Raw genomic sequence first — 20447 nt, 5'->3', positions numbered from 1 at the left:
ATCGACCAGTCCTGTCGACCCGCTTGCAATTAACCATACATGAAGGGCCCTGGATGTGCTTTCGACGACTCTCCGCAAAACGGGGCGGGGAGAAGCCGGAAGTGCGCCAGGAAGCGGCGCGCCAGGAGGACGTCCGGGACGGCCAAATTTCGATTTGGCCGTTCTTGACTTCTATCCGCTTCGGGCTTCGGACATTCCGGCGGGCTGCCGTCACTTAACGGTGGCAAGGTAGTACAACCAGCCATCCCGTAACCGGCTTAAATCTGACCCGGCGGCGACCTCGCAGCCGTCCAGGCGGAAAATCCTGATGTTCTCAAACCCCAGGGCCTCCAGTTGTTCCACCTGTTTACAGGGTTTGATGTAGTACGTCCTCAGGCTGAAGGCGTGAGCTTCGTCTCGTATCCAGGCATAATCCCCCTTGGTATGCCGTGCCCGGTCACCATTAAGAATCCGCAACCACAGGAATTGATAGAACGCGGAGGCCGCACGAGAAGGGTTTTTATCTAACCTGATCTTGAACAGATCGCCGTACAGGAGGTTATGGGTCGAGAAACTTACCAGGCCGCCTTTTCGGCACACGCGCTTCATCTCCTGCAGGGTCTTGAGCCTTTCGTCGTGCGATGCTGAATAATCGATGCAGTTAAAGCTTGCCAGGACAAAATCGAAATAGCCGCTGCGAAACGCACTCAGGTCCTTGGCCTCACCTACCTTGAACGACACGTTTGGGGGTAGAGGATGAAACCGTTGCCAACAGGCTTTAATCATGTTTCCGGCGTAATCAATGCCGAGATATTCCTGCACGAGTGGTGCGAAGTGGAGCGTCGTCCGGCCGCCGCCGACTCCGATGTCCAGCATTTTGCCGTTTTTTATCACTTCCGCCGCGAGGTTCAGGATGGTTTGTTCCGGCGGATGAAGGTAATTGGCGGAGGCGTACTCTTCAACCACATGCCGTGCATTGTATGCTTCCCGGTTGGAGAGCCAGAACCGTGGAATCAAGCGGTCCAGGCGGGTGAGCACGCGGTAAAGTCCCGTTTGGCGCAGTTTCATGTCGTTGTTTGAAGGGCCGCGGCACGAACGCGGGAGCGCGTGCTACCCTCCGGCTCAGCGTTCGGGACCGGCCGGACCCCGCGACGTTCACCGGCTGAAAAGCTCCGGGGGGCGCGGGATCAGCTCACCGGCAGGTCAAACGGCAAGTCGATCGCAAACGGTTCGCACCGGCGCGTCGCCCCAGGGCTGCCAATCGGTGGTTCGACAAACGCCGGCAGCGGCGCAACGAGGTTGGTGCACAACGGGCGGACGCGTTCGATAATCTCGTCGGTGATACGAACCCCATGGTCGTAAGCCGCCGTCATCGTCTCGAACTTGGCGTCGAGGTTATCAACAAAATGAAGCGCCAAAGCTTCCGGCGTCTTTGGTTCAACCGGCGAGCCGAACCCTTTCTCTCCATGGTGGGCCGCGATGACGTGAATGAGGTGCAGGTGTACCACCTCTGAATCCGGCGCGAGGCTGCGCCACCGGTCGTATTCGTCGCTGCTCCGGAGCCGGTTCCAAAGCCGGTTGACCACCTCGATCCCGATTGCGATGTGGCCGAGCAGTTCGCCGCGCGTATCATAGGCCATCACCAGGCTGTCCTTCGGAAAACAGTTTTCCCACATCTTGCCGCAATCGTGGAACAGCACGCCGCCGTATAACAGGTCGGCATTCAGCTTTGGGTACGCCTGAACCAGGGCTTTCGACGTGCGCAGCATCTGGGCCACATGTTCCACCAGCCCGCCGCGGCGCGCGTGGTGATAATGGCGGGCGGCGGCCGTGCGCCGGAAACGTTCACCGTATTCGGCCAGGAAAAGCTCACCCATCCGGCGCAGCCGGGGGTCTTTAAGACGGGCCACCGTGTGTTCGATCTCCCGAAAATCTTCCGCCTGTTTTTGGCGTTGCGCCGCGGGTCCCTCCACCACTTCGGCAACGTCCGGGGGTCCCAGCTCCCGCGTGACGTAATTGCGCACTTCCAGCCCGAAGTGCGGGTTCACGCTGAACTCGCCGGCCAAACCGACGAAGGTGCCGATCGGAGCCGTGAGCAGAAACTGGTAGCTTTCGTGGTCTTGCCAGACGCGAAAGGTGAACAGCCCGGTGCCGTCCCGGAGCTGCATCTCCAGGTAAGGCTTGGAGTCACGCGTCTGTTTCTGAGTCCGTTGTTCAACCTGCCCCAGCACCTCCCCTTGGAGCTTTTCATTGACCGTCTGCTTGCGGATTTCGGCCAGGGTAAAACGCGGTGTGCCCATTGCCGGCCATGTTAGCCGATTGCGGAAATGAGGGAAGTCGGAACAATGCCACAAATGGAAGAGAGTAACGGGTAACGAGTAGCGAGTAACGAATGGCGGGTGTCGGGTGTAAATGCCGCTGAGGGGTGACTTCGACGGCTCGTGCTCATGGCGTTGATTCCATACCGCCGGGAAGGACGGGCGGGGGGCGTCGAGGCCTCCAATTCATTCGTGGCGGTTATTCCTGGGCTGACGCGCGGCACTCTCTACCGGGAACAACTTCGGCTTGTGGTCTTCCATGCGACACCCGTTACCCGTTACCCGACACTCTCTTCCATTTGTGGCATTCGCTCGACACCCGCCACCCGGTACTCGATGTTCCCGGCCATGGACACGATCAACGTTGGCATTGTCGGTCTTGGCTGGCCGGGTGAACGGCACGCCGAGGGCGTACAACGATGTGGCCTGGGTCATCTTTACGCCATCTGCGACCTCAACGATAAGCGCCGCCAGACATTTCAGGAAAAGTACAAGCCGGAAAAGGCCTTTTCCAATTACGAAGAGATGCTGGCCGACCCGCAGTTGCACGCCGTCGTTGTGGCGCTGCCCAACGCGCTGCATTTCCCGGCGACGCTGAAAGCGCTGCACGCGGGCAAGCACGTCCTCTGCGAGAAGCCGCCGACGCTCAACGCAGGCCAGATGCGCGAGCTGCACCATGAGGCGGAGCGTCGCGGGCTGACCTACTGTTTCGGCCGGCAAATGCGTTTTTCGGGTGCGATGCAAGCGGCGCGTCATGCCGTCGCTGAGCGCCGGCTCGGTGAGATTTATTACGCCAACACCAAGTGGGTTCGTTCCCGAGGTACGCCCGGTGGGATTGACGGCTGGTTTACGGATCGTTCCCGGGCCGGGGGCGGCGCGTTGATCGACCTCGGCGTGCACGCCATCGATGCGGCCTGGTACGTGATGGGCACCCCGAAGCCGCGCTCCGTGACGGCGCAGACGTTCCAAAAGTTCCCGCAACTGGTAAAATCGGCCGTCTTTGACGTTGAGGACAGCGCTTACGGCCTGATCCGATTCGAATCAGGCGCCCTGGTTAATTTCGAGGTGGCTTGGGCGGCGAACCTGACGGACGAGATCCCGATGGGTAAATGGGGGCGCCAGGAACTTTTCCAGACCACCCTTTACGGCCCGAAAGGCACGCTCCGCATCATCGACGTCTTTCAATTGCACCCCGAGGTTAAACGGCCGCCCTTGTCCCTTTTCGAAGATCGGGACGGAGCGCTGGTATCGGTTGATTTGCCGTTTGAAGACGTGCCGCACCAGTTCACGCCGCAGATGAAGAACTTCCTGCAAGCCGTTCGCGGCGACGCCCCGCCGATCAACAGTTCCCTTCAGGCCGTCCAGCTCATGGAAATTCTCGACGCGGTCTACCATTCCAGCCAGACCGGCCGCGAGGTGGTGTTCGGGATAGACGATAAGGACCGGTGAGCCGCGGACTTCTTCAGAAGGCAAAACTTTCTATTCTCTGACGCCGCAGGACAGCCAGGCTTGCCTTATCATCTGCCGCCCGTTTTGGAGGATTCTCACTGGCGTCCTACCCGCTTCTGGGAGTAAGTTGACCCGTCTGCTGGAGGCAGCTGAATATGGCTCAGGCCTGTAGAATCGAGAACCCTGAAGGCGGCTTGCCGGAGGGTGAACAGACCGCTTTGGATACGCCAGGGCAGTCCGAAACGGGCGCCGACCTGGATCCGTTCGCTTTGAAACATGGGTCCAGGTTTGCCGGCCGCTTCAAATTGCGCCGCGCGTTAGGCAGCGGTGATGAAGGCGGGGTGTGGCTGGCCACGGATGAGCGGCTCGACCGGCCGGTAACTTTGAAGTTGTTGCCCGAGACGATCTGCGGCAACCTGGGCGCCCTGGCCGAGCTGCGGGAAATCGTCCGCCGCAGCAGCGAACTGGTTCACGCCCACATCGCCCGTACCTATGAATTCGTGGAAGCGGAACAGATCGCCGGCGTGGTGCTGGAATACGTGGATGGCGAGAGCCTGACGCAGTTGCGGCTCGAGCGGCCCCAGCAGATTTTTGAGGTAAATGACCTGACTGCCTGGATACGCTCTCTGTGCGAAGCGCTGGAGTATGCGCACGGCCGGGTGAACCTTGTGCACGGCGGCCTTCGGCCGGACAATGTGCTGGTGGACGCTGCGGGCCAGTTAAAGCTGACCGGCTTCGGGTTAGCGGGGCGGATCAGAAAATGGCTGGGTCGACTGGGGGCCGGAACCGCACCAAACCCGGATTCCGTGCCGGCGCTGCAGCGTGTGGAAACGGAACCGGCCGTGAGCGACGACGTGTATGGAGCCGGCGCCACCGTGTATGAGCTGCTGACCGGTACGGCGCCGTTTGACACTGCGTACTACCCGCAAATGGGGGGTAACGCGTTGCTTGCGTCCATGGCTGATCGCCGGGCGCAGCGGGGGATCAAGAGCGAGCCGATCCCGGTGACCTGGGAGCAAACGGTCGCGGCGTGCCTGGCCCGGGACCCGGTCCAACGACCGCAGAGCGCGACGGAACTGCTGGCGCGTCTGGCCGGCCGGCCCTGATCAGTTCAGGCATTCACCGTTCCGGCCAGAGTCGCCGCCAGCTTCCCGGGCACCAGCCTGATGCCCGGACGTGGAGGAGCTTCCGATACTCGGGAAGACCACCCGTCGCCGGCTCGACGTGACTTCACCGGATGGATGAATCGGAGGGGTTCGTAGCCGCCTGTGACGTGATCGTCTGCACGCGGAAACGGTCGCCACCCAAGTTCACGGTGACGGACTGACGTCCCAGGCTCAGCTTTCCGTCTGTTTGGCCTGCCGGAGCGCCTTAGCCATCTCCAGGTGGTGCGCCACGACCGGCTGGACCGTCGAGATAAATTCCTTCAACTTCGGGTCAGTCGCCCTGCCCGCTTCGGCTTCAAAAGCGTGAAGGGTGTCCTCGTGATCTGCAACCATGGTTTCTATATAAGTCTTGTCGAAAGCGGTTCCCGACTGTTTTTCCAGCTTCTGGTACTTCTCGTTGTTCGCCGGCGGCGGGTTCTCAGGCAGATTTACGCCGTGGTCCGCCGCGATCGGTTGCAGAAGAGAAGTGGACTTGCCGTGGTCGGTAATCATCGTCTGGGCAAAGTCCTTAACTTGCGGACTGCCGGCACGCTCCAAGGCAAGCTTGGAAAGCATGATTTCCGTCTGATCGCTTGTCGCCGCCTTTTCAATGAAAGCCTGTTCGTCGGCCGTCAGACCTTGATCGGCAAAGCTTGAGGCGGCAGCGCAGACCGTGAGCGCCATTGCGAGGATAATCTTCTTCATCATAGGGGGATTGGTGTCCGTCCTTAGATCGCAAATTTTATCCGGCATGGTTCTTTTCGATACGTTTCGGAAAACGTTCTTCCCTGTCACTTGTCAGACAAACGCCAATTTTCTGTTTGCCAGGGGGTGCAATCCCCGGGAAGGGTGAGCATGCGCTTTCATTACCGCGGGTTTGAAGGGGAGGGGCATCAGCTTCACGAGTTGGTGGACGATGAATCGGGCTTCAGGCTGGTCGTGGATAGCCTCGGGGCCGAGATCGTGAGTATCGCGCAACGGCAGGCTGACGGCAGCTGGAAAGGTTACCTCTACCGGGACGGCCTGGTGACGCCGCCTGCCACCGGTTGGAAGAATCACGCGACGGTCATGGGCTACTTCATTCACCGGCTCAGGAATGAACAGACTAACTACGAGGGGGAAATTATCCGGGGCGGCAACCACAGTTTTCTGCGCCACAAAACGTTTACCGCCGCGGAAGCCGGCATCGGCGAGCGCGGAACGCTGAGCTTTCAGCTGGGCGCAAATGAAATCAAGCCGGACGAGTATCCTCGTAAGGTCGATTTTCGAATCGATTACACCCTGTCGGGCAACGAAGTCGAGGTCGTGTTCGGATTTCATAATAAAGAGGCGGATCGTCCCGCGCACGTCAGCTTCGGGCTTCACCCAGGTTTTGCGGTCAGTTCCGTCGACCAGGCGCGGATCATCCTGCCGCGCGGATCTTACCGGCGCCACCTTGCGCCCGGCAATTTCCTGAGCGGCGAGACGGTCGAGTTTGAGTCGGACGGGCGTCATCTGCCGATTAAACCTTTCGAGCTGCCGGATACGTTTCTGCTCGAACCGTTGGAGGTTGACGAACCCGTGGTCCGTTTAAGGGACCTGGCGACTGCGCGTGAGGTGGTGGTCGATGTGTCGGATGCCCCTTATTTTGCGCTCTGGAGTGATCTGAATCCCTTCGTGTGCGTCGAGCCTTGCTGGGGACTCCCGGATCACCAACAACAGGAACCGTTCGAAGAAAAACTCGGTATCCAGGTCATCCCCCCGGAAGGTACGCTTGCCCGGCGTTGCGCGTTTCGCTTCCACGGTTGAGGTCAAATTCCCCGGCGCCCGCCCCTGTAATTTCGGTTGCCGGAAGCCGCGTCCTGGCGAATCCTGGGGTGCGGTTAAGAAGCGCGCCCGTGGATCTGGTATGAACTTTGTCCAAGCGTTTCGGGAAAGAGTCGACCTGCAGCCCGGCGTTCCTGCACTGATCGACCACACGCTGCTGGGGGATCGCGTCCTTAGCTATGCTGCGCTGAACCGGTCGGTGGACACGACCTCGATCCGGCTTCGCGAGGAGAAAGTTCGTCGTGGGGACCTGTTTCTTCTGTTGCTGGAGCCGAGCCAGGAGTTTTACGTGCATTTTCTTGCGGCCCTGCAGATCGGCGCCGTGCCGGTGGTGCACGCCCCCGGGTGCAACCTGCGGCAGATCCTGGCGTGGATTCGCGAAGCGCGTCCGGCCGCTTGCGTACTGTCATTGCTGCAGGCGGCAAATCCGCAATTGGCGGCGGGTCTGCGCCACGTGTCAAAAAAGATTTACCCCGAATCAACTGTTTCCCGAGGCCACTGGCTCAGGATCGGCCACATCGGCGCGGTCGAAGACGTGCCCGACGAGGCACCGGCCCTGCTGCTGTTGACGCACGACCGGTCCGGCCGGACGATGGTGTGGCGCTGGACGCAGGAGCAGCTCGGGAGCACCCTCGGATTCCTCCTTTCAGCATTGCGCCTCAAAGCGGGCGACATCGACTTATGCAGCACGCCCCTGCATCTGCTGGCCAATTTGCGGGCCGGCCTGGCCAGCTTGATTCCTATCGGGTTCGGCTTGCTCAACCGCCTCCAACTGCAGCGGCAACTCGAGAAATTCAAACCGACCCGGACCACGGCGCTGGTCACCGACCTGGTCTACCTTCTCCGTAAGAAATCTTCGCCGTTACACCGCATCTTCGTGCTCGAGGCCCCTTTAGAGGATGCGCAACGGCGCTTCCTGGCCGAGCACAGCTCCCAAGCCACCGTTGAGGTGCTGTTCGGGGACGTGGTGCCGGTCGCCACTATCCCGTTGGATCCGGCCATGGCAACCGATCACGCGTGCTGCGTCGGCAACTTCTTTGACCGCGTCGAAGCCCGTACCCTGCCGGCGCCCGGACGGGGTACACCCGCCGGCACTCCGGGCCATGCCCCGCCCATCGGCGAACTGATCGTGCGCGCCGGTTACCTGCCCACACCTTGTACATTGGAGGGCGGCACTGACTCGGGCCGCCTCTTTATCGAAAGTCCTGGCGACCCATGGTTGCGGACCGGTTGTCACGGGTACTTCGATGCCGATCAGCGTTTCTGGACGGTGCCCGGGACGGCTGACGGGTGAGGCCCCCCCGAAGGTCACGCTCACCGGGCGGGAAGACAGAAATCATCCGCAGAACACGCAGAGAACGCAGAAAAGAGAAAACATCCACAGATTACACGGATTACGCAGATTAAGGGCACACGGCGGCCGCAGCGAGGAGGGCGGGCACGACGTAAGAGTTCACACGGCGAACACGGCGAGCCACGGCGACCACGGCGGAAGAGGAAGAGTTCGGAGTTCGGAGCGGCAACATGGGGGTTAGGCGCGAGTGTCAACCTTGGAGCTGCCGCCAAGTCCGCTTAATCTGTGTCAATCTGTGTAATCTGTGGATGTTTCCTCTTTTCTGCGTTCTTCTGCGTGTTCTGCGGATGGTTCCTCTCTTTTCGCCGTGGTCGCCGTGTTCCGCCGTGGCGCCGTGTGAGTCTTCTCCGCTGTGATCGTGGTGTGACTTGGTTGCGTTCCGGACTGAGCCGGGCAAGTTTTCGCGGGTGACCGATCGGGCCACCGGTTTTCCTGATGCACACCAAACGAATCATTCCCTGCCTCGACGTTACTGCCGGCCGCGTGGTTAAAGGAACGAAGTTTTTGCAACTGCGCGATGCGGGTGACCCGGTTGAGTGCGCGATGGAATACAACCGGCAAGGGGCAGACGAACTCGTCTTCCTGGACATCACCGCCTCGTCGGATAATCGCCGGACGATGATTGACGTCGTCGAGCGAACGGCCGAGCAATGCTTCATGCCGTTAACCGTCGGCGGCGGTATTCGTGAAGTGGCCGATGTCCGGGACATGCTCCTGGCCGGGGCGGATAAAGTCAGCATCAACACCGCCGCGGTGTTCGACCCCGAGCTGATCTCCCGTTGCTCGGACACTTTCGGGGTTCAATGCATCGTCGTCGCGATCGACGCGAAACAAACCGGTTCGGGGCGATGGACCGTCTACACGCACGGGGGCCGTAAACCGACCGAGCTGGATGCCGTTGCATGGGCCAGGCGGGTCGAACGGCTTGGTGCGGGAGAAATTTTGCTGACCAGTATGGATGCCGACGGCACCAAAGACGGGTTCGATGTGGCCCTGAACGCGGCGGTGAGTACGGCGGTCGGCATCCCGGTGATCGCCAGCGGCGGAGCCGGCAAGCTGGAGCATTTTCTGGCGGTTCTGCAGGAAGGAAAGGCGGATGCCGTGCTTGCGGCGAGCATCTTCCATTTCGGCGAGTTTACGGTTCTCCAGGCGAAAGAGTTCCTGCGCGCCCACGGCATCGAGGTGCGGCTCTAACCGGTAACGCCTTACCCGCCGTCACTTGCACCGCGGGCATTTGCCGAAAAACTCGAGCGAATGCTTGAGGTCGGCGTACCCGTATCGGCGCTCGATGGTGCGTTGGTACTCCTGCACCGGGCATGATTCCACCATTAAGGTCACGCGTCCGCACTCGGTGCAAATGATGTGGTCGTGGTGTTCTTCCGGATTAACCAGTTCATAATACCGGCTTGTCCGGTTCAGGTGAACCTTCTGAACCAGCTGAATTTTTTCGAGCGCATTCATGACCCGAAAAACGGTGGTGAAATCCGGTGCCTCTGAACCCGCGGCGGCTCCATCCTGAATTTCGTGCAACGAAAGGGGACGCTTGGCGTTGAGCAACGTAATCAGGATCTGTTGCCGGCTTTTTGTGATCCGCATGCCTGCGGACCGGAGCCGGGCCAGGATCTGGTCCAGCCTGAAGGAGGGGTGAGGATGATCATGCCGCCGGGCTGAGCTCACGGTCACTAAAGGTAGCTGAGATGGAAAAATGCCACAAATGTAGAATCAGAAAATGCCACAAAGCTTGGTTGCCCGGTCCATGCCCCGGTTTACGACCATTTGTCCGCGTCTACCCGCAGACACCTGGAAAACAGTGCGCCAGCCGGGTACGAGCCGCCTGAAAACTTAGCCGCGCGGCGGCCAGTTCCTGCATCTTACGCACTTGCAGCTGATAGAAATCGCTTTCATGCAGCAACCGGCGGGCGCGTTCCAGCAAGGTGGGAAAGTCGCGCCCGTAACCGTTCAGTTCGGGCAGGATGATCCTTTCCGTCGCACCATTTCCGCCGACGGTAGGCAGCCCGCACAGCAAGGCGTCTCCGGCCACCTGGCCGGGAACGGTGCTGTGGTCGAACTGCAGCACCAGGCGATGAGCGGCCATCCGCTCGAGATAAACCGGGTAGGGTAGGGGAGGCAGCACACGGATTTGCTCCGGGGCGAGCCCAGTCGCCGACAGGTTCGCTGCATCCCTGGCGCGGGCGATCACCGTCAGGGGAGTTGCCAGGGATTTTGCAGCCAGGAGGACCAGCAAATGATTCCGGGTCGGTACATCGAACTCACGGGTTCCGATGAAGACGCCTTGTCTCTGATCGAGGGGCCGGGCGAAGTCCCATTTCGGGAGGTCAACCGGGTACGGCGTGGGCACTTCCGCCACGCGGCGGGAGACGACCTGGTAGAGGGTCGCCAGTTCCGGCGTGCTGGCGAGACACAGGTCGGCTTCGGCTGCAAGTGCGCGGAACCGGGTTACAGCGGAGGCGCGCCTGAGCTGGACGGCAACCTGGTGCGTGCCGGCTTCCTTGAACGCGATCGCCACAAAACAGCCGGAAGCTTTGAGCAGCCGGAATGCGTTCTGCGCCGCCTTGAGATCATCCCGCAACAATAGGAGCACATTGCGATGCGCCGCCGCCCGGCGTGACGTCCGGTAAAAGCCGCCCCCGGTACAGGCCGCATAAGCGTGATAATTAACGGGAGCATGAACCGATGGATCGGGCAGACCGGGCCCTGCCTGGTAAGATTGATCCGGGTCGCGCCCGCCCGGATTGAGTACGGCCAGCCCGGGACGCAGGCCGGATTTCATGCCTGGGGGCTTGAAGATTCAGCTCCGGCCAGAGGCACGACGAGGACCGGGCAGCGGGCGCGCCGCAGAATGCCGTCGAGAACGCCGCCGGTAAAAAGGTGATACAGCGGGCTGCGCCCGTGCGTGCCCAGCACGATCAGGTCAACGCGGGTGGTCTCCGCCTGGGTCATGATTTGTTCAACCGGCGGCCCAGTGAGCTCGATGCTGGTGGATTCCAGACCGGCGGAGAGCACCAGATCCTGCAATTCGCCCAGGCGCCGGCGGGCGGCGGACTCGCCGGCTTCGGTTTCGACGACTTCCGGCGGCGCGTCCTCGCGACCGGTCCCGAACGCGAACCTCTGGGAATAACCTTCGGAAACGTGCATCAGCACAACCCTGCTTCCGAACGGTTTGGCCAGGTGCGCCGCCGCTTTTACAACCCGCAGAGTGACGTCCGAAAAATCGACCGGGACCAAGATGGTTTTCATCGGTAGTGAGGTAAAGGGCCAATGAACCGCAACCTGAGGGGTTTGTCATCGACGAGCGCGCGATCGGCTCGCCACCGGACGCCACGAATCATGTGCGGCGTCCCATTAGCCGCGATCGTCGCGAACACTAAATGTCGAACGCTCATTGGCCATTGCCGATCCATCAGCGATCATGGATCATGGGGCGATGGATGATTTGTTCGGGGCCGCCGCGGAGCCTTCCTCCGTCTCAGCCAGCGCGCCGCTGGCGGCGCGGATGCGCCCGCGGACGCTTGCGGAATTCGTCGGCCAGCAGCATCTCCTGGGACCCGGCAAGTTGCTCCGGCGCGCCATTGAGGCCGACCGGTTTTCGTCGGTGCTGCTCTACGGGCCGCCCGGCGTCGGGAAAACGAGTCTGGCGCAAATCATTGCCGCCACCACCCGGGCGCACTTTGAACAGTTGAGCGGCGTAGAGGGGTCGACGGCTGAGATGCGGCGCGTGATCGCGGCCGGTGCCGCCCGGCTGCGTAACAAACAGGTTCGAACCGTGTTGTTTATTGACGAATTGCACCGGTTCAACAAGGCGCAACAGGACGTGCTTTTGCCCGACGTCGAGTCCGGTGTCATCCGGCTGGTTGGAGCTACGACGCACAACCCGTTTTATTACGTGAACAGTCCGCTCGTGTCGCGGTCGCAGATTTTCCAGCTCGAGCCGTTGAGCCGGGCGGACCTTGTGCTCCTGGCGGAGCGAGCCCTGCTTGACCCGGAACGCGGCCTGGGCCGCTACCCGGTCCGGGCCGACCCCGCCGCGCTCTCGTTTCTGGCCGAGGCGAGCGAAGGGGATGCCCGCCGTTGTCTGAACGCGCTCGAGCTGGCTGTGCTGACGACCAGCCCGGATGCCGGCGGCTTCATTCAACTGACAAAAGAGGCCGCCGAAGAGAGTATCCAGAAAAAGGCCGTTCTCTACGATGCCGACGAGGGCGAGCACTACGATACGATCAGCGCCTTCATCAAAAGCATGCGCGGGTCCGACCCGGATGCCGCGCTTTATTGGCTGGCGAAAATGCTTTACGGTGGGGAGGATATCCGGTTCATCGCGCGCCGGATCGTCATTGCGGCCAGTGAGGACGTCGGGCTGGCCGATTCCAACGCGCTGGTGGTGGCCGTGGCCGCGCAGCAAGCCGTCGAATTCATCGGGATGCCGGAGGCCCGTATCCCGCTCGCGCATGCGACGGTTTACGTGGCGACGGCTCCGAAGAGCAACCGGGCGTACGCCGGCCTGGGAAAGGCGCTTGAGGATCTTGAAAAAGGCCGGGTTCTGGCTATCCCGCCGTATCTGCGGGGTGAGGGCTCGAAGCGGTTAGGCGGCGGTGAAGGTTACCTGTACGCCCACGATTACCCGGAAAGTTATGTCCCCCAGGCGTATCTGCCCGAGGGCCGGGTGTACTACGTGCCGAGCGATCATGGAATGGAACGCCGGATCAAGGAACGCCTTGAGCATTGGCGCGGCCTTTTCGAGGGGAAAGGGGAGGTGCCACGGTGAGTGAACCCGTTTCAACCCGGACAAGCCGCGGATCGTTTGCCGGGCTCGGACTCGGCGCCGGTGTTCTGGTCGTGGGCGTTTTCGCGGCAATTGCCTGGATCCAGCTGCGCATCGGTGGCACCCGGCCGATTTTTGCATTTCCAGGTTACCTGGTGCTGGCCGGCACCGGGCTGGTCAGCCTGGGGTTGAGGCGTGGGCCAGCCCGGGCCAACGGCCTTTGCCTGGTGGCAACCGTGGCCTTCGGCGGTTACCTGCTGGCCAGAACCCTGACCTCACCCCTGGAATACCTTGCCCGGACCGATCTCTTCCTGATTCTCGCGGCGCTGGTGGTTTACTCGCTGGCGGCGCTGTTTTGTACGGCACCCCGGCAGCGGCTCCTCTTTCTGAGTGGATCGTTGCTTCTGGCGCTGGGGCACGTCGGGGTCGGCCTGGTCCAGTTCATCAAGGACCACCGTTTTCTGCCGTTCGGTTATGAGCGCGTCGACGACTACGGCACGAGGGCAAGCGGGTTCTACGTGAACCCGAATCACCTGGCGGGGTTGCTGGAATGCGTGGCGACGATGGCCATCGCGGTAGCCGTACTTGGCCGGATCAACGCCTGGGTGCGGATCCTTCTGCTGTACGGTGCCGCGGTATCCCTGGCAGGCCTGTTGATCTCCGGAAGCCGCGGCGGTTACCTGAGCATCGGGGTGAGCGGCCTGGCCCTCGGCTGCTTCGTCGCCTATCACTTGCTCCGGCAAGCTCCGAAAGGGGGGTGGGTGATGCTGGGAGCAGGAGCACTGCTCCTGTTGAGTGCGACCATCGCCACCGCGTGGTTTACCGGCCACAGCGCCCTCCTGACGCAGCGTTTCGGCGCCATCGCCGATTCCGGTGACGTCCGGCTCGAATTATGGCAAGCCGCCGTGCGAGAGTTTCAGCTCCAGCCCTGGACCGGCACCGGTGCCGGCACTTACTATATCTACGGCCGGAAGTTTCGGGATCCGTCGACTCAGACCGACCCGGTGTACGTGCATAACGACTATCTGCAGCTCCTGGCCGAATTCGGCGTGGCCGGGGCCGTGCTCTTCGCCTTTTTTCTTTGCGTCCATCTCTGGGCCGCAATTTCTTTCCTCGGCGAAATGGAAACGAACCTGACCGCGCGCAAGCGGACCTTCTCACTGTCGCTGGCGCTGGTGGCTGGAGCCATTTTCGCCATCGTCGCACTGGCGGTGCACTCCATCTTCGATTTCAACCTGCAGATTCCCGGCAATACGCTCGTCGTCGCCTTCCTGTTTGGGATTCTGGCTAACCCCGGCGTTGCGTTCGCGCGGGGAGCCGGCCAAACCCAGGGCTGGTTATATCCTGCGACCAGGTTCCTGCCCGTCCTCGCAAGCCTGCCGCTGCTTATCCTGTTGCCGGGCCGTTTGCCGGCCGCGGCTGAAGCCGAACAAGCGCGCCAAGCCCTCCGCAAGGAGCAGTACCCCCTGGCTATCCTGCACGCCAAGAAGGGCCTGGACACCGAACCCACCGATCCGGACCTTTGGTATTACCTGGCCGAATCGCGTCGCCAGCTAAGCAGTGATTTTGATGGGCAAGCCCAGGCCGCCCTGCTCGACGCGGCCACCCAGGCATTCGAGTCCGGCCTGAAACTTTTTCCCATGGATGACCGCTTGCTGGTCAAAGCCGCCCTGGCCTACGCGCAACGAGGCGACTTCCGGCGTTCAGACCAGCTGTTTCAAACCGCGTTCGAGTGGAGCCCTTACCTGGCCCAGACCTATGCGTATTACGGGCTGCGCTTCCAACTCGAGCACCGGTGGCCGGAGGCCATTGCCGCCTACCGGCGCTCCAAGGAGTTACAACCCAACGCACTCGCCGTCGCCGGCCTGAACGAAAGCCGCGCGATACAAACGCAACCGGTTCCGGCAAGAAATCCGTAAACCAACCAAACGCACATGAAATCGTTCTTCGGTTCGTTCTTTGGCGCCTTCTTCGCGATTCTCATCTTCCTGGCGAGCGTTGTGGGGTTGCTGTTCCTCGGGCTCGGCGCCCTTCAAAAGGCCGGTCAGAAGGCGGCGGAATTGCCTGAGAACTCGTGGCTTGTATTAGACCTTTCCATTCCCATCACGGACGCGCCGGCCCGTTTTGACGCATCGCAGGTCGTTGCGGGGCTGGAAGGTGGAGGCGAACAGAGGGTCACCCTGCGCGAGATCCTGGGGGGTATTGAACATGCGGCAACCGATAACCGGATCGCCGGCATTTTCCTGACGGGCACGATCGTGCCGGTACGGTACGCCTCCGGCTACGGTACCCTTCGTGAGATCCGCCTGGCCTTACAGCGCTTTAAAGAATCGAAGAAGCCGGTTTACGCCTTTGCTTATTACCCGACGACGAGGGCTTACTACCTTGACTCCGTTGCGGACAGGATCTTTATGGACCCGGACAGCACCCTCGTCATGAGCGGATTGGCGAGCCAGCGGGTTTATTTCCCGGGTTTGCTTAAGAAGTTCGGCGTCGGGGTCCAGGTGACCCGGGTGGGCAAATACAAGTCGTTCGTCGAGCCGTTCATTCTCGATAAGGCGAGCCCGGAGGATCGCGAACAAACCCAGAAGCTGCTCGATGATCTCTGGGGTGAGATCACGTCCGCCATCGAACAATCGCGCGGTTTGCCGCAAGGCGCCGTCCAGCAAATTGTTTCCCAGCTGGGCTTGATTGATGCCGATGCGGCCCTTCAGCGCCGGCTGGTGACGGACCTTACGCCCCTGAGCAGGGTGATCGATCAGCTCCGGCAGCAGTACGGTACCAGCAAAAATAAGAAGGCCGGCACGTTTCGCCAGGTTACCGTCAGCGATTACGTTGAGTCGTTTGAAAGGGCTGGCCGGCCCGACGATGGCAGCGCCACGATTGCCGTGGTTTACGCCGAGGGAGATATTGTGGATGGCGAAGGTAACCCGGACAACGTCGGGGGTGACCGTTATGCCCGCGCCATTCGCAGGTTCCGGCTCGATCCGAACGTGAAGGGCATTGTGCTGCGGGTGAACAGCCCGGGAGGCAGCGTTTCCGGGTCAGGCGTGATCCGTCACGAACTGGAACAGGCCGCCGGGGTGAAACCGGTCGCGATCTCGTTCGGATCCGTGGCCGCTTCCGGCGGTTACTATATTTCTACCGTTGGCGCCCGCATTTTCGCCGAGCCGAGTACCATCACCGGCAGCATCGGCGTGTTCGGGTTGTTCCTGAATTTCCAAAAGCTTGCAAGCGATAACGGCGTTTCGTTCGACACGGTACAAACCGCGCCGTACGCTTCAATCCTGTCGCCGATGCAGCCCAAGACCGATGCGGAACTCGCGATTCTGCAAAAGGCGGTCGACAAGGATTACCAGGAATTCCTGCAGATCGTCGCAAACAGCCGAAAATTGCCTGTGGACCAGGTAAACGAGATCGCGCAGGGCCGGGTCTGGGCCGGTTTGGAGGCGGTTCGTCTGCACCTGGTGGACGAGCTCGGAGGTCTGACGGAGGCGGTAAGCTACTTGGGGAACCAAACCCGGTTGGGAGTTCGTCCGGTGGTAACCGAATTTCCGGCCCGGCAGGATCTGAGCACCAAAGTTCAGGAGTGGTTAAGCGGGAACGAGCGCCCGATAGTGTCCAGGTTGGATCCCTTTCACCGGGAACTGGTGCGTTTCAGCAGGGAATTCTCGCGGTTGGAAAGTCTGAATGACCCGCAGGGCGCTTATGCCTTGATGCCGTTCGGGCTGGAAATCGAATGATGTCCATGTCCACAGATTACACAGATTAACACCGATTTAATTGAGGAAATTGGAGACGGTCAGCCATGCCGTTTCAATGCCCGGCACTCACCGCCACCTCACGGACCACAGCAAAGGAATGATCCGCAGAACACGCAGACAACGCAGAAAGGGATCCATCCACAGATTACACAAATCAGGGGCACACGGTTACACGATGGGCATAGCGTCTCTTTGACCCGACACTCGACACTCGCTTCATTTGTGGCATTTTACTGGCCTCGATACGGCTGGCCGGACGCGTAGAGCCGCAAACGGTTCTGCATCCCGGCGAGCTGCGTTTTCTGATCTTCCGGGCGCAAGTTCTGGATGGCGAGTTGTTCGTAGCGAACCGCCTGGTCGAAGCGGCCGCTCTCCGCGTAGGCAGCTGCCAGCGTGTCGATGGAAAAAGCATTCGTCCATCCGCTCAGCCGGCAGGCTTTGGTGGCGAGGTTCACCGCGCGACGGCCGTCGCGGACCTGTTGATTTTGGGCCGTCGCAAACATCCACGCCAAGTCATTGAGAGTGGTGGGATCGTTGGGCTGCAAATGGACTGCCGTCTCCAGGGCGCGCTTGGCATCCCGGTAACGCCCGTAGTCAATGCAACTGCGGCCTTTGCTCTGGTAAAGTTCGGACAATAGCGCCGGGGACACGTTGCTGTGCTGGGCCAGCCGGATGCTTTCGTCCATCTCACGCAGTGCGTCGTCGCGTCGTTGCGCCAGCACCAGCACGGCTGCCCTTAAAAAGTGCGCGCGCCAGTTTTTAGGATAATTGGCGATGATGCGGTCGATCATTTCGAGCGCCTCATTGACTTTGCCTTGAGCAGCCAGTTTGTAAGCGTCGTCCAGGGCAGCCTGGCCGATGGTCATGCGCTGTTCCCAAACGCTGCCCCAGCCCTGTGCCTCTTTTGGCCAGCAAATCGTGATTCCTTGCGAAAAGAGCGTGCATAACAGCAAAAGAAACGGTACTGGCCTCATAAGACGTATCATGCTCAGAAAGGCGGTTATGGAAAGGGTTCTGTTGTTGCTCGGCCGTACGGCGTTTTTGGGGTTCGCCGCTTTTCTTTGGGTGGTTTGCCCGGCCTGCGCCAGCGAGACGCGAGCGGGAATTGCCCTCAGCCGTAGTACCGGCAATCACTTGTTCGCGCCGGTGCGCATTAATGAAAAGCCGGCGTGGTTTGCAGTCGACACGGGAGCGGCGCTCACGATCGTCGATTCAAGCAAAGCCAAGGCCTTAGGCCTGCAGTACCAGGGCACTGAGGTCCAGGTCCCGCGTCAGATCGAGGTGAACAACCGGGTGGTACCGGTGGCCCACGTGGATGCGTTGGAGGTTGGCTCGACCAATCTCGGGTCGGGGCCGGTAGCGTTGATCGACTTGAAAGATTTCCGCGGCCGGCTGCGGGAGACCGGTCATTACGTGCCCATGGACGGCATCATCGGCCTCGACATCATGCAGCGTTACGGTGCCGTGATTGATTGCGCCAACCAGCGGATTTACCTGCAGACGCAGGATGACCCTTCCCGCGACCTCCTGAGCTACGTGCACGCCAGGCATTTCAAATCGGTGCCCCTCCGGATCGCGCGGTCCGGTGCGCTCGAGGTTGAAACCGTGTTGGGCGGTAACCGTTACAGTTTCGTGGTCGACACCGGCGGATTTGCCACGTTGATCTCGGCGAAGGTGGCAGCGCAGAACGGTGTGCCGGTTTTGGGTACCACCGTTAACGCGAGAGGGATCCATTCGAAGGAAAAGCCGGTGGGTTTAGGCCTGACGCCTATGCTGCAAATCGGTTCTTACCGGCTCGGGCCCACGCTCGTCGGGGTCACGGCCCTGCCGGAGGGCCCGGAAGATTTACGCTACCCGTTCGGGGGCTTGATCGGCGCTGATTTCCTCTTTAACCGGCACGGCGTTATCGACATCAAAAATCAGCGGCTTTACTTCAGGTAACTTCGCCCTCCGACATTGGAAAGCGCGCGCGCGAGACGGCTGGGTAACCGCGCGGCTGCGGACGGTAAGGCCGGGCTTGCAGGGGTGAATGAGTGGCGGGAGGGGCATGTCACACCTGCCCTCTGCCCTTTAACCGCCTTAACGGGCCCGGGCCCGGAGTGGCGTACCCGCCTCCTCCACCAAACGCACCTGCGGTTCAGAAAAGTTGCGCCGGGAACGCACGGCATAAACCGATTTGCCCTGCGATTCGTAGAACGTGCGGGTGATCATCTCGGCCAGAAGTCCCAGCAGGACGCACATCATGGCGATCATGAAGGTCATCACCGCGATCAGCGGCAGGGGCGTCAGGATGAAAGAAACGCCCTCGCTGAGTTTCAACCACACCATGTAGCAAAACGTAAAGAGGCTCAGTCCCAGGCTGAACAACCCGCAGCCGCCAAAGACGTACATAGGTTTCTGAGCGGCTTTATCCAGAAACTTAACCACGAGCAGGTCCAGGATGACCTTGATCACCCGTTCCAGGCCGTACTTGGACCGGCCGGTTCGCCGCGGGTGGTGATTGACGATTACCTCCGTGATCTTGGCACCGTGCCAGGACGCGTAGACCGGCAGGAAACGATGCATTTCGCCGTAAAGCCGGATGCCTTCGACGACGTGCCGCTTGTAAGCCTTCAGCGAACAGCCAAAATCATGAAGCCTAACGCCGGATACCAGGGAGATCAGCTGGTTTGCCAGGATGCTGGGCAAGTTACGTTGGATGTAATTGTCCTGCCGGTCCTTGCGCCACCCTGAAACCACGTCGTACCCTTCGTCCAGCAGCCGCAGCATTTTCTCGATGTCAGCGGGATCATTCTGGCCATCGCCGTCCACCGGGATGATCACGTCTCCGGCCGCATGGTCGAAGCCGGCCATCATGGCTGCGGTCTGGCCGAAATTCCGTTTGAAATGCACCACCCGGACGTGAGCGTCAATCGAGGCGAGCCGGTCGAGAATCGCCGGCGAACTGTCGGTGCTGCCGTCATCCAAGAAGATGATCTCCCATTCGACCCTGAGTCTGGAGAGCTCCGCGCGAACTCCCTCCCAGACGGCGGGTATCGCCTCTTCCTCGTTGAATACCGGAACGATCACGGATACTAGCACCCCGCAGCTTCAGGAAGAATTGAGGAAAGTCAACTGGTTAGCATCGGGCCAAACCCTGAGTACACCCGCGAGCGGATATGGGTGAACGAACCACGTGCTGGTTGCCCGCGCTGCCAGCCGGAACCGGCGACAGCACCGGCGTGAGCGCCCCGAACGGAGATCCGGGCTCGTTCCGGAACGCGAAAACCAAGTGACCATGGGCCCGCGCACGAACGAAAAAACCGTGGAAACCGACGTGGCTTCTCGTTTGGACCGCCTCCCGTTCAGCCGGTGGCATTGGCTGATCGTGGCCGGACTCGGGGTTACCTGGATCCTTGACGGGCTGGAAGTCACCCTGGTGGGCGCGCTCAGCGCCGTGACCCAAACCTGCGCCTGGAGCATCGTGTTCTTTATTGCCCCCTGCGCCGCGAGCCCTGCGTACCTCACCGTGAGCGAAATTTTCCCGCTCGAGATCCGGGGGCTGGCCATCGCGGCCTTTTATGCCTTCGGCACCCTTGCCGGCGGTGTCGCTGCGCCCATCTTCTTCGGTAACCTGATTCAATCCGGATCGAAAGACGCCATGTTTATGGGTTACCTGATCGCGGCAGGGTTGATGATCGTCGGGGCCTTGGCCGAGGTATTCCTGGGAGTGGCGGCGGAACGTAAATCGCTGGAAGACATCGCCACGCCGCTTTCTCACGCGGGCGATGAAAGCGCCCCGTAGCCTGCCTAGGCCGATCGACCCGGCCGGAATGATGGGCGCGAGAGGCCGCCTCGGCTACCAAGCCTTTAGGT

The 20447-nt window shown here is 61.0% G+C and carries 18 protein-coding genes; 10 read left to right on the top strand and 8 right to left on the bottom strand.

Annotation, left to right across the window (positions count from 1 at the left end; translation table 11 throughout):
* Nucleotides 1-210 precede the first annotated feature (210 nt).
* The gene (locus tag JO015_13575) at nt 211-1047 is read right to left on the bottom strand and encodes a class I SAM-dependent methyltransferase (protein ID MBW0000126.1); all 837 of its coding nucleotides are present in this window, start codon (nt 1045-1047) and stop codon (nt 211-213) included.
* 119 nt (nt 1048-1166) lie between these two features.
* Nucleotides 1167-2279 (bottom strand): HD domain-containing protein, encoded by a 1113-nt coding sequence (locus JO015_13570; protein ID MBW0000125.1) that lies wholly within the window; start codon nt 2277-2279, stop codon nt 1167-1169.
* 147 nt (nt 2280-2426) lie between these two features.
* On the opposite strand from JO015_13570, the gene JO015_13565 reads away from it, so the two are divergent.
* A complete protein-coding gene (locus JO015_13565) occupies nt 2427-3746 on the top strand; it encodes a Gfo/Idh/MocA family oxidoreductase (protein ID MBW0000124.1) in 1320 nt (439 codons plus the stop codon).
* 155 nt (nt 3747-3901) lie between these two features.
* Nucleotides 3902-4852 carry a serine/threonine protein kinase gene (locus JO015_13560; GenBank protein ID MBW0000123.1) on the top strand — a complete coding sequence of 317 codons (951 nt, stop codon included), beginning with the start codon at nt 3902-3904 and terminating at the stop codon, nt 4850-4852.
* Between the two features lie 231 nt (nt 4853-5083).
* Here JO015_13560 and JO015_13555 read toward each other — a convergent pair whose 3' ends face one another.
* A complete protein-coding gene (locus JO015_13555) occupies nt 5084-5599 on the bottom strand; it encodes a DUF4142 domain-containing protein (protein MBW0000122.1) in 516 nt (171 codons plus the stop codon).
* 147 nt (nt 5600-5746) lie between these two features.
* Between JO015_13555 and JO015_13550 the strand changes: the two genes are divergently transcribed.
* The 3 genes from JO015_13550 to hisF all read left to right on the top strand — a co-directional run bounded on the left by JO015_13550 (nt 5747) and on the right by hisF (nt 9245).
* Nucleotides 5747-6679 (top strand): hypothetical protein, encoded by a 933-nt coding sequence (locus JO015_13550; GenBank protein ID MBW0000121.1) that lies wholly within the window; start codon nt 5747-5749, stop codon nt 6677-6679.
* Nucleotides 6680-6779: 100 nt separating this feature from the next.
* A complete protein-coding gene (locus tag JO015_13545; GenBank protein ID MBW0000120.1) occupies nt 6780-7991 on the top strand; it encodes an acyl--CoA ligase in 1212 nt (403 codons plus the stop codon).
* A gap of 495 nt (nt 7992-8486) precedes the next feature.
* Nucleotides 8487-9245 (top strand): imidazole glycerol phosphate synthase subunit HisF, encoded by a 759-nt coding sequence (hisF, locus tag JO015_13540; protein MBW0000119.1) that lies wholly within the window; start codon nt 8487-8489, stop codon nt 9243-9245.
* Nucleotides 9246-9266: 21 nt separating this feature from the next.
* Here the strand turns inward: hisF and JO015_13535 are convergent, their stop codons facing one another.
* The 3 genes from JO015_13535 to JO015_13525 all read right to left on the bottom strand — a co-directional run bounded on the left by JO015_13535 (nt 9267) and on the right by JO015_13525 (nt 11309).
* On the bottom strand, nt 9267-9728 hold the full coding sequence (locus JO015_13535; GenBank protein ID MBW0000118.1) for a transcriptional repressor: 462 nt from the start codon (nt 9726-9728) through the stop codon (nt 9267-9269).
* Between the two features lie 109 nt (nt 9729-9837).
* Nucleotides 9838-10842, bottom strand: a complete 1005-nt coding sequence (locus tag JO015_13530) for a hypothetical protein (protein ID MBW0000117.1) — start codon at nt 10840-10842, stop codon at nt 9838-9840.
* Nucleotides 10839-11309 carry a universal stress protein gene (locus JO015_13525; GenBank protein ID MBW0000116.1) on the bottom strand — a complete coding sequence of 157 codons (471 nt, stop codon included), beginning with the start codon at nt 11307-11309 and terminating at the stop codon, nt 10839-10841. Before JO015_13525 ends, JO015_13530 begins: the two co-directional genes overlap by 4 nt.
* A 187-nt stretch (nt 11310-11496) precedes the next feature.
* On the opposite strand from JO015_13525, the gene JO015_13520 reads away from it, so the two are divergent.
* From JO015_13520 to sppA, 3 genes are read left to right on the top strand one after another with little or no spacing between them, the layout of a single operon-like run.
* Nucleotides 11497-12831, top strand: coding sequence for a replication-associated recombination protein A (locus JO015_13520; protein ID MBW0000115.1), 1335 nt, complete (start codon nt 11497-11499; stop codon nt 12829-12831).
* The gene (locus JO015_13515) at nt 12828-14747 is read left to right on the top strand and encodes an O-antigen ligase family protein (protein ID MBW0000114.1); all 1920 of its coding nucleotides are present in this window, start codon (nt 12828-12830) and stop codon (nt 14745-14747) included. Before JO015_13520 ends, JO015_13515 begins: the two co-directional genes overlap by 4 nt.
* A 15-nt stretch (nt 14748-14762) precedes the next feature.
* Nucleotides 14763-16571, top strand: coding sequence for a signal peptide peptidase SppA (sppA, locus tag JO015_13510; protein MBW0000113.1), 1809 nt, complete (start codon nt 14763-14765; stop codon nt 16569-16571).
* Nucleotides 16572-16822: 251 nt separating this feature from the next.
* On the opposite strand, the gene JO015_13505 is transcribed toward sppA, so the two are convergent.
* A complete protein-coding gene (locus JO015_13505; GenBank protein MBW0000112.1) occupies nt 16823-17566 on the bottom strand; it encodes a tetratricopeptide repeat protein in 744 nt (247 codons plus the stop codon).
* Between the two features lie 28 nt (nt 17567-17594).
* On the opposite strand from JO015_13505, the gene JO015_13500 reads away from it, so the two are divergent.
* Nucleotides 17595-18533, top strand: a complete 939-nt coding sequence (locus JO015_13500; GenBank protein ID MBW0000111.1) for an aspartyl protease family protein — start codon at nt 17595-17597, stop codon at nt 18531-18533.
* Nucleotides 18534-18671: 138 nt separating this feature from the next.
* Here the strand turns inward: JO015_13500 and JO015_13495 are convergent, their stop codons facing one another.
* The gene (locus JO015_13495) at nt 18672-19673 is read right to left on the bottom strand and encodes a glycosyltransferase family 2 protein (protein MBW0000110.1); all 1002 of its coding nucleotides are present in this window, start codon (nt 19671-19673) and stop codon (nt 18672-18674) included.
* 235 nt (nt 19674-19908) lie between these two features.
* Here JO015_13495 and JO015_13490 point away from each other — a divergent pair, with 235 nt between their 5' ends.
* Nucleotides 19909-20376, top strand: coding sequence for an MFS transporter (locus JO015_13490; GenBank protein ID MBW0000109.1), 468 nt, complete (start codon nt 19909-19911; stop codon nt 20374-20376).
* Nucleotides 20377-20447: the final 71 nt, after the last annotated feature.

The sequence above is a fragment of the Verrucomicrobiota bacterium genome, assembly GCA_019247695.1.
GTDB lineage: Bacteria > Verrucomicrobiota > Verrucomicrobiia > Chthoniobacterales > JAFAMB01 > JAFBAP01.
Note: the sequence above shows the minus strand (reverse complement) of the source record. Positions and strands in the feature narration are given on the sequence as shown.

Excerpts from the sequence above, each read along its gene's own strand:
- JO015_13575 (MBW0000126.1), bottom strand. The coding sequence starts at position 1,047 with ATGAAACTGCGCCAAACGGGACTTTACCGCGTGCTCACCCGCCTGGAC.
- JO015_13570 (MBW0000125.1), bottom strand. The coding sequence starts at position 2,279 with ATGGGCACACCGCGTTTTACCCTGGCCGAAATCCGCAAGCAGACGGTC.
- JO015_13565 (MBW0000124.1), top strand. The coding sequence starts at position 2,427 with ATGGCGTTGATTCCATACCGCCGGGAAGGACGGGCGGGGGGCGTCGAG.
- JO015_13560 (MBW0000123.1), top strand. The coding sequence starts at position 3,902 with ATGGCTCAGGCCTGTAGAATCGAGAACCCTGAAGGCGGCTTGCCGGAG.
- JO015_13555 (MBW0000122.1), bottom strand. The coding sequence starts at position 5,599 with ATGATGAAGAAGATTATCCTCGCAATGGCGCTCACGGTCTGCGCTGCC.
- JO015_13550 (MBW0000121.1), top strand. The coding sequence starts at position 5,747 with ATGCGCTTTCATTACCGCGGGTTTGAAGGGGAGGGGCATCAGCTTCAC.
- JO015_13545 (MBW0000120.1), top strand. The coding sequence starts at position 6,780 with ATGAACTTTGTCCAAGCGTTTCGGGAAAGAGTCGACCTGCAGCCCGGC.
- hisF (MBW0000119.1), top strand. The coding sequence starts at position 8,487 with ATGCACACCAAACGAATCATTCCCTGCCTCGACGTTACTGCCGGCCGC.
- JO015_13530 (MBW0000117.1), bottom strand. The coding sequence starts at position 10,842 with ATGAAATCCGGCCTGCGTCCCGGGCTGGCCGTACTCAATCCGGGCGGG.
- JO015_13525 (MBW0000116.1), bottom strand. The coding sequence starts at position 11,309 with ATGAAAACCATCTTGGTCCCGGTCGATTTTTCGGACGTCACTCTGCGG.
- JO015_13520 (MBW0000115.1), top strand. The coding sequence starts at position 11,497 with ATGGATGATTTGTTCGGGGCCGCCGCGGAGCCTTCCTCCGTCTCAGCC.
- sppA (MBW0000113.1), top strand. The coding sequence starts at position 14,763 with ATGAAATCGTTCTTCGGTTCGTTCTTTGGCGCCTTCTTCGCGATTCTC.
- JO015_13505 (MBW0000112.1), bottom strand. The coding sequence starts at position 17,566 with ATGAGGCCAGTACCGTTTCTTTTGCTGTTATGCACGCTCTTTTCGCAA.
- JO015_13500 (MBW0000111.1), top strand. The coding sequence starts at position 17,595 with ATGGAAAGGGTTCTGTTGTTGCTCGGCCGTACGGCGTTTTTGGGGTTC.